This window comes from Micromonospora sp. LZ34 (genome assembly GCF_052981855.1).
Map to the genome: position 1 here is coordinate 1 of NZ_JBRIQN010000107.1, position 7,787 is coordinate 7,787.

9 protein-coding genes are annotated in these 7,787 nt (G+C 67.8%); 3 read left to right on the forward strand and 6 right to left on the reverse strand.

Annotation, left to right across the window (positions count from 1 at the left end):
• Positions 1 to 344: 344 nt before the first annotated feature.
• The 3 genes from ACVCAH_RS37160 to ACVCAH_RS37170 all read right to left on the reverse strand — a co-directional run bounded on the left by ACVCAH_RS37160 (position 345) and on the right by ACVCAH_RS37170 (position 2,251).
• Positions 345 to 1,076, reverse strand: a complete 732-nt coding sequence (locus ACVCAH_RS37160; protein WP_447140891.1) for an alpha/beta hydrolase — start codon at positions 1,074 to 1,076, stop codon at positions 345 to 347.
• Between the two features lie 552 nt (positions 1,077 to 1,628).
• Complete coding sequence (locus ACVCAH_RS37165) at positions 1,629 to 1,871, reverse strand: helix-turn-helix domain-containing protein (protein WP_447140892.1); 243 nt, start codon at positions 1,869 to 1,871, stop codon at positions 1,629 to 1,631.
• Positions 1,868 to 2,251: a replication initiator gene (locus tag ACVCAH_RS37170; protein WP_447140893.1), complete on the reverse strand. Its 384-nt coding sequence runs from the start codon at positions 2,249 to 2,251 to the stop codon at positions 1,868 to 1,870. Before ACVCAH_RS37170 ends, ACVCAH_RS37165 begins: the two co-directional genes overlap by 4 nt.
• Positions 2,252 to 2,529: 278 nt before the next feature.
• On the opposite strand from ACVCAH_RS37170, the gene ACVCAH_RS37175 reads away from it, so the two are divergent.
• A complete protein-coding gene (locus tag ACVCAH_RS37175; protein WP_447140894.1) occupies positions 2,530 to 3,126 on the forward strand; it encodes a GNAT family N-acetyltransferase in 597 nt (198 codons plus the stop codon).
• A gap of 355 nt (positions 3,127 to 3,481) precedes the next feature.
• Here ACVCAH_RS37175 and ACVCAH_RS37180 read toward each other — a convergent pair whose 3' ends face one another.
• From ACVCAH_RS37180 to ACVCAH_RS37190, 3 genes are all read right to left on the reverse strand, one after another.
• Entirely contained in the window at positions 3,482 to 3,694 is a 213-nt protein-coding gene (locus ACVCAH_RS37180) for a tyrosine-type recombinase/integrase (RefSeq protein WP_447140895.1), read from the reverse strand.
• A 201-nt stretch (positions 3,695 to 3,895) separates the two neighbouring features.
• Positions 3,896 to 4,498 (reverse strand): DUF5134 domain-containing protein, encoded by a 603-nt coding sequence (locus tag ACVCAH_RS37185; RefSeq protein ID WP_447140896.1) that lies wholly within the window; start codon positions 4,496 to 4,498, stop codon positions 3,896 to 3,898.
• A gap of 12 nt (positions 4,499 to 4,510) precedes the next feature.
• The gene (locus ACVCAH_RS37190) at positions 4,511 to 5,290 is read right to left on the reverse strand and encodes a DUF899 family protein (RefSeq protein ID WP_447140897.1); all 780 of its coding nucleotides are present in this window, start codon (positions 5,288 to 5,290) and stop codon (positions 4,511 to 4,513) included.
• Positions 5,291 to 5,367: 77 nt separating this feature from the next.
• Here ACVCAH_RS37190 and ACVCAH_RS37195 point away from each other — a divergent pair, with 77 nt between their 5' ends.
• Positions 5,368 to 6,093 (forward strand): winged helix-turn-helix transcriptional regulator, encoded by a 726-nt coding sequence (locus ACVCAH_RS37195; RefSeq protein ID WP_447140898.1) that lies wholly within the window; start codon positions 5,368 to 5,370, stop codon positions 6,091 to 6,093.
• Between the two features lie 467 nt (positions 6,094 to 6,560).
• Positions 6,561 to 6,890, forward strand: coding sequence for an Imm51 family immunity protein (locus tag ACVCAH_RS37200; RefSeq protein WP_447140899.1), 330 nt, complete (start codon positions 6,561 to 6,563; stop codon positions 6,888 to 6,890).
• Positions 6,891 to 7,787 lie beyond the last annotated feature (897 nt).

Genomic DNA, 7,787 nt, shown 5'->3' on the forward strand with positions numbered 1-7,787 from the left:
GCTGCGACAGACAAACGGTGGCGGTCTTTCACCTCCACTCGAACAACAGCGCCTCACGGCGCACCGGATCAGAAGGTTAGGGGTTCGATTCCCTTCGGGCGCGCCACACCGGGTAAGCCCCCGACCAGCCGATATGGCGAAGTCGGGGGCCAAAGCGGCGATCTTCGCCGTTATCAAGCCGGAGACGCGCCGCCCCGACCGGCCGGTACCGCCGATGGCCGGTACCGCCGCGGCCGGGGCGGTTGTGCATCTGCTGGCCACCGCAATCGAGGAGGGCCGGGACCTGTCCTCGATGAGCGGCATCCTGGCCGACAGCTCTATCGTCTGCTGCCTGCCTGCCTGCCTTACTTCAGGTGCCGGGCGAAGAACCGGTTCCCGTCGTCCCCCTCGAAGTGCGGGACGCCGGTGTGCCCGCCCATGTTGGCGTGCAGCGTCTTCTCCTTGGAGCCGAAGGCGTCGAACAGGTCCAGGGCCAGCTGTCGGTCGTTTCCTTCGTCGTCCCACTGCAGCAGGACCTGCAGCGGAATGGTGACCTGCCGGGCCTCCTCGAACATGGTGCGGGGCACGAAACTCCCGGCGAACAGAAGGGCGGCCGAGATGCGCGGCTCGACCACCGCCAGCCGGAGGCCGATGGCGATCACGCCTCCCGCGTACCCGACCGGGCCGCCGATCTCGGGCAGCGAAAGGAGGGCGTCCAGGGCGGCCCGCCATTCCGGGACCGCCTTTTCGACCAGCGGGAGGACGAGCCGGTCGACGATCTCGTCGTCGACCGGCTCGCCGGCCTCCAGCGCCCGGCGCAGGTCGGCGCGGGCCTCCTCGGCGGCGGCGGAACGGGGCCGGTCACCGCTCCAGGGGAGCTCGATGGTGGCAGCGGCGAAGCCCTCCGCCGCGGAGTGCCGGGCCCGGGTCACCAGGCGGGGGTACATCACGTGCAGTCCGCCGGGGTGGCCAACCAGGATCAGTGGCGCCGGTGCGGATGCGGATCCGGGCGTCCACAGGATGCCAGGGATCTCGCCGAGGGTGAATTCGCGCTCGAGGACACCGTCGTCGAGGCGCTGTTCGGAAGTGAATCGCAAGATCGTGCCTTTCGGGAGTGCTCTTGAACGGCGCTCCCGGACGACCTACCGTCCGACCGTGACCCCAGAGGGGAGCACCCATGTCGATACGTTCACGGGTACCACCTCCTCGGTCTCTGGCACGGCCTGCGGAAAGGTAGCAGTGGTCGCCGTGGTCTGCCAACGGGTTTTGTGGAGGCTCCGTGGCCGGACACCGGCGGACAGTCGTCTGGTCCTTGCAAGGCGACGGTCGGCGATCGCTTCCGGCCGTCGGCCGCGGCGATCACCGGCGTGCCATTAGCGTGCCATCGGGCGGGGACAACAGGGGGCAGCTGAGGCCACGAGAGACCGCCGAGACCAGGCCGCCACCCCGGTGGCCCGCCGGAGATCGACAATTCCCAAGCTCCTCCGGCGACCGGCCGTAGACGTAGCGGCGCGACTCCCCGCCGCCCGACTTCGGCACGAAGTACGCCGCCGTCCACCTGCCGTCCTTTCGCAGATAGATCGAGCCCTCACCGTTTCCCCGCTTACTGCGCCGCGGCTTCCGCTCGACCGGCTCTCCTGACCGTGGCATCAGCCGTCCTTCCCGGCTTCCAGCCCCGCGACGTACTCCCGCAGCGCAGTTGCCGAAATCCGGCGCGACCCACCGGCCTTCACCGACCGGAGCTCACCGGAGCGGATCAGGTGGAAGACCTTCGACCGGCCCACATTCAGCGCCCGAGCCACCTGCTCCGGCCGGAGCAACAGCGGCGGCAGATCATCGGCCGGCAGCTCCCACGGTTGCGCGGGCACCGGCCGCACGTCCGAGACAGTCACCGTTCCTCCTTGTCCTGGGCATCGAGAGAAGTTGCCGAAACATCGGGCGGGCCGGCGGCGGCGCGTCTGGCGGCGTCGAGATGGACGCGCCATTGGATGCGTTCGGATATCGCCCGCAGGACCGGTGGGGCGCGGGTGGCGCAGGCGGGGCACTTGGCTTCCTGGGTGGCGCCGCATGGAAGGTCGATGACTTCGGTTTGGCCGCTGTCGAGGTCGGTGCGGCGCAGGGCCACGGGTCGGGTGCAGACGCCGTGGTCGGCGGCGAGGTCGGCGACGACGTCGATCGAGCGGGGCATGAGCATGCGGGCGGCCCGGGAGTCCAGCCGTGGCTCCACCGTTGGAGCGGGGTCGAGGCCGGGCAGCGTCAGAGCAGTCGTCATCGGCCCACGGGGACCAGGTCGTACGTCCGGTAGGGCGCTCCACCTTGTCCCCGTCCGGAGAGGCTGGACGTTCTACGACTGCTCGACGAGGAGATCCGCTCTCATCGACCTAGGAACCACAGGATGGCGTCACGAATCTCTCGGTACGGGTCACGAGGCCTAAGGTCAGGGTCAGAGAACGGGGGACCGGTAAGGAACTCGGCCAGCACCGAATCACCTGGTCAGCAGGCCCTGCTAGCGTCAGCCGCACACAGATGATCAGTCGGAGGCCAGCAGGAATGACCCCCACGTTCCCCGAGACCCGCCTGCTGGCGGGCGATCTCTTGCTGCGGCCCTTCTCCGCAATCGACATCGAGGAAAATCAGATCGCTTGCGCGGACCCGCTCATCCAGCAGTGGCTCCCACTGCCCCAGCCCTACACCCGCCAGGACTCCGCTGACTGGTGCACCAAGATCTCCCATTCCCTCCGGGAGACCGGAGACGGGATCCACTTCGCGATCGTCGACGCGAACACAGACCGCCTCCTCGGCACCGTCGGCCTGAAGAACACCGACTGGCGTGGCCTGGTCAGCGAGATCGGCTACTCGGTCGCCCCCTGGGCTCGCGGCCGAGGCATCGCGGCCGAAGCCACGCGGACCATCGGTCACTGGCTCCTGGTTGACCACGGCTTCCAGCGCATGGAACTCAAGGCCGCCACCGGGAACCTGGCCTCCCAGAGGACCGCTCTCAAGGCCGGCCTGCAACGTGAAGGCATCATGCGCAATGCCGGCTTCATCCATGCCGGCCGCGTCGACCTGGTCCTCTTCTCGCTCACGCCGAACGACTCAAGTCGCAGTCTGATCACGACGGGCGCGAATACCGCAGACCACAAATAAGTGATCTCCACCGGTAGACGACATAGGGCCCGAGTCCGTTCGGATGCTGGCTCCAGACTTGCCGAACCCCGTTGAGCTGTCGATCGATGGTTGTGTCCTCCGAGCCCACGCGCCAGATCATGGCAGTCGTCCGGTGGCCCGGTACAGCCATCCGTACAGCCAAGCCGGCCGACGTATACCGGTGGCGAGCGATCGTAGCCGACGAGTCGAGCAGGTCAGCGGCGACGATTGACGCTGGCAGACAGCAGCCTTGATCTTTGCAAGGCAGGGTTAAGGGTTCGAGTCCTCTGGGGCTCCACCAGCACTTTCCTTGGTTGATCTCGGTCGCGAGTACGGCAATCCGTACAGCCACCGGTCACGCCGTCCCCTCCTCGCCCAACACTCGGTCGATGGCCGAGGTAGCCTGAAGAGCCCGCGCCGGCAGGACGTGCCCGTAGGTGTCGGCCGTCATCCGAATCGTGAAGTGCCCGAGCAGCTCCATCACCGTGCGCAACTCCTCGCCCTGGTCGAGCAGGAACGTCGCGAAGGCGTGCCGCAGGTCGCAGGTGCAGCCAATCCAGAGACGCACGGAGGCTCATCGTGCGCGCAGCCGACGAGCTCCGGACGTAGCTGGCCAGGCTTGACCGCGTCTGTGATCCGACAACATAGCCGCGACACATATCCGCCAACTGAGGTGCGACAGGTCCAGCGACCTAGGGGCGGCAGGTTGGCCGACGAAACGCCCTGTCATGTCGAAGAGCGGATGTCCGATCTTGGCAAGTTCCCTTGTCTACGCCATCGCCAGTAGGGCGATGCCCATACCCGCACTCATCACGCCGTGGCGTAGCGCCGACCAGTCCAGCGGACGCGCCACCGCGTTCGTCGTTGTCGCCGCGGACAGACCAGCGAGGTGCACGCCGCGGCCCACCCACCAGAATGCGGCGAGCACCAGGTAGCCTCCGAGCAGCGCACTGACCCATCCGGCATACCCGACCGGCGGATGACGCATCCCGGCCATGTCCATGCCGCCGTGACCGCCGGGTGAGGCGTGCCCGTGTATCGAGGCGCCCATCCACACCATGGTTCCCGTCGCGGTGGCGAAGAACGCCGGAACCGCACGACGTCGCGACGTCCGCGCCGCCTGCACCAGGAACCACCCGGTAGACATCATGAAAACGACAGTCCAGACGGCTGCCGGGACCGCCGCGCCCCACGGCCAGATCATCGCGATCATCGATAGGCCCATGGTCGAGTGCAGTATCTCGGAGAGTCGATGCTCCGCCACCAGAGAAGGCCACGCAGGGGATGGGCGCAGGCGTTGGAGCAGGTGAGAGATGGAGGCCCCGCCGAAGGCCACCGTCAGCAGCCATCGGAGGGGATCACTATCGATCATCGCAGGGGCGGTTCATGACTCAGCCGGCGTCGAACCGCAGTGGCAGTGGTGCTCGCTGTCGGCGTGCCCGGTGGTGCCAAGGTCGTCGTCACGGCCGGCGGCGAGGCGTGACCACTGCGATGTGGGCCGGCCGTCGAGGCGGAACTGGTCGCCGTCGGTCCGGAAACGCTGCGGCCAGCCTTCCGGCGAGTTCTCCCAGCCTTCTTGGCGGCCGTAGACGGTCATGTCTAGTAGCCCGTACGAGGGTGCCATCGCCTCGCAGCCGCGCCCGGTGGTCCAGTAGGTCTCGAACACGCGGTCGCCCTGGCGTAGGTAGCACGCCTTCATGCCGAACGCGCGCCCGGCGACGAGCGGGTCGAGCGACTGCGCGGGCACGGAGTACCAGGGCGCCTGCCAGCCCATGAAGTCGCGGTAGCGCGACGACTCCTCGAACGGCCCCTGACAGAAGACCGCGAACGTGACGTCGCGCGAGTGCAGGTAGGCCAGCTCGAGCACCTGGCCGGTGAAGAACGTACAGCCCTCGCACTGGTCGGCGGCCGGCCTGCCCGTGTGCCACATGTGGTACGACGCGAACAGCTGGCGCCTGCCCTCGAAGACGTCGAGCAGGGGTACCGGGCCGTCGGCACCGACCAGGCGGGTGGTCGGGTCGACCTCGACCATGGGCAGCCGCCGACGGGCGGCGGCGATGGCGTCGCCCTCACGCGTGTGCGCCTTCTCGCGGAGCCGGAGCTCGTCGAGCTGCTTCTGCCAGGTCTCGCGCTCGGTGATCGGGGGTGCCGCTGGCGTGGTCATGGATTCCTCCTCAGGTAAGGAGCTATGAGGCTAATAGTAGATGCTATGATGGAGCAAGTGTGAGAGGGAGGTGTTCGGTGCCGGCTCAGCGGGGTTATCGACAGGCTTGTGGCGTCGCGCGTGGCCTCGACATCGTGGGTGAGCGGTGGTCGCTGCTCGTGGTGCGCGAGCTTCTGCTCGGGCCGAAACGGTTCACCGACCTGCAGCAGGCGCTCCCAACCGCCAGCCCGAACGCGCTGTCCGACCGGCTGCGCGAGCTGGCCGACGCGGGCGTCGTACGCCGTCGGCAGCTGCCTCCGCCAGGCAATGTGCGGGTCTACGAGCTGACCGCGTGGGGTCGCGGCCTCGAGCCGATCGTCGTCGCACTCGGCACCTGGGCGCTGACCGCCCCGCCGACCGCGGAACAGCGCTTCGTCAGCGCGGACAGCGCCATGCTGACCATCCGCACCTTCTTCGTGCCGACGCAGCAGCGGCCCGAGGCGACGCTGCGGATCGAACTACGCGACCACGGCCCTGCCGGGGTGTTCGGCGTCCGCCTCACACCGGACGGCGCCGAGGTCGCCCACGAGCCGCCCGAAGAACCAGACGCCGTCCTGGTCACCACGACGGATGCCCTTCTCGGCGCCTTCGGTGGCGACGACCTGGCCGGGCTCGTAGCTGCCGGTGCTGTCATCGGCGATCCCGAGGTCGTACGCTGTCTCGTCGCGAACGTGCGGATCCCGGCCTCCACAAATCAGTACGCAACCGCCACCTCCCACCTCGGGGGGCGAGCGGAAGGCGGCCAGACGCTGTCCGAAGGGTGACCCACCACCGTGTCAGGCCGGGTTCGCCATGTCTTGGTGGACACTCGGGTCGTGCATCGACCCAGGTCACCACGTTGCCGAATTGCCCTCTTCACGATCAAGGCGGCCCGCAAGCGGGCCGCGCCGGCCCGGCCCCGGCCTGCTGGCGACCTCCGGCCGTCATCGGCCGCGCCGGCCGGCCACGCTGACAGACGACCAGGACCGTGAAGACCTCGGGGCTCCGCCCGGACCCCGGCCCTCCCCAGAGATCAGCCGCGGATCACCTCGCCGGGCACCACAAGGGCTACCAGCCTCCCCGGACGGGGCCAAGGTCGTTCGGCTGGTGAGGCGCTCCACCTTGTCCCCGTCCGGGAAGGCTGGACGGTCTACCGACTGCCCGACGAGGAGATCCGCTACAGGGGTTGCCTCGTTCTTGTCGACGTCTTGCCGTTGCCAACCGCAGCTGCCAGGCTTCCGTCGTGGAGCCGATGGAGCTGATTGAGCTACCCCCGGGCAAGTACTACCTGACGTTGGACGCTGGCACGACAGATGTGGACGATGTCGTCGAAGAGCTCGGCCACGAACCGAACGGGTATTTCTGGGAAGGCATTGCTCAATTGATCGTGACCAACGAAGCTCCGGGGCTCGCCGGACGCTTCTCTTACGACCCCGAAGGAGGCATGTTTTGTGCCCATGGGTCGGATCGTGACGCACTTGAAGAGTTGGCCATTCGGATGACTGCCGTGGCGACGGATGCTCAGCGTGTGCGCCGCCTCGTGGCGTTGGCCGAAGCGACCGGATTTGAGTTCGACGACTGAAGCTGCTTGCAGGCAATGGTTGGGCCGGGCCATCCACGGGCCAGTAACCGTGGTGCGCAGCGGTCAGGAGCGGGCGCGTGCGGCATCCGGCTCTGCCGCCGGCCGCAGGCGTTTTCGGGCATCACGGCCCGTTGAGCGCGCTCTTCCAAACTGACGGTGCGGGTGGATCAAGGTTCCCGCGTCGAGGAAGCGGCGGCTGCGGCGATCGCCTCCGCGACGCACTCATAGTCCTTGACCAGCGGGCCGACCAGGCGTGGTTCTGCCTCGACTGCCTCGACTAACCCACGCACCAGGTCGCGAATCTTGGCCTCGTGCGATGGCTGACGGATGCGAGGGTGTCGCCGATGGAAGCTGTGCCAACGGCGTAACCCGACGTCGACAAGGCGCTCACGGTCATCGGGTGAGGCAATGGGACATCCCTGATCCCACAGGTCGGCCAACGCCGCCAAGGCGACCGCGCGAGCTGGTTCGGCCATCCTCGCCCCCGTTGCTTCCGGATCCATCGCGACCGTACAGCCATCCGTACAGCCAAGCCGGCCGTCAGTCATGGAACATGAGCGGCGACAGCAGACGGACCGAGCAGGTCAGCGGCAGTGGCCGACGCCGGCCGACAGTGGCCTTGATCTTTGCAAGGCAGTGATCGCCAGACGTAGTCGCCGTGCCATCCACGTGCCAGTAGCCGGTACCCCGCACGGTCACCAGGGGCACGAGCGGTCACAAGGCTCGTGCCTTGTCCTGGGCCACCAGGTGCTTCCTGATGATGACCTTCGTCCTTCCAAACTGACGCTCCGTGCCGCCCGACCCGCGCAGTCCGCATCTAAGGCGTGTTTCATAAGCCGGTCAGAGCCACTCGGTGATGATGGTGATGGTCAGGACGGCTTGGAAGCGGACGGCGAG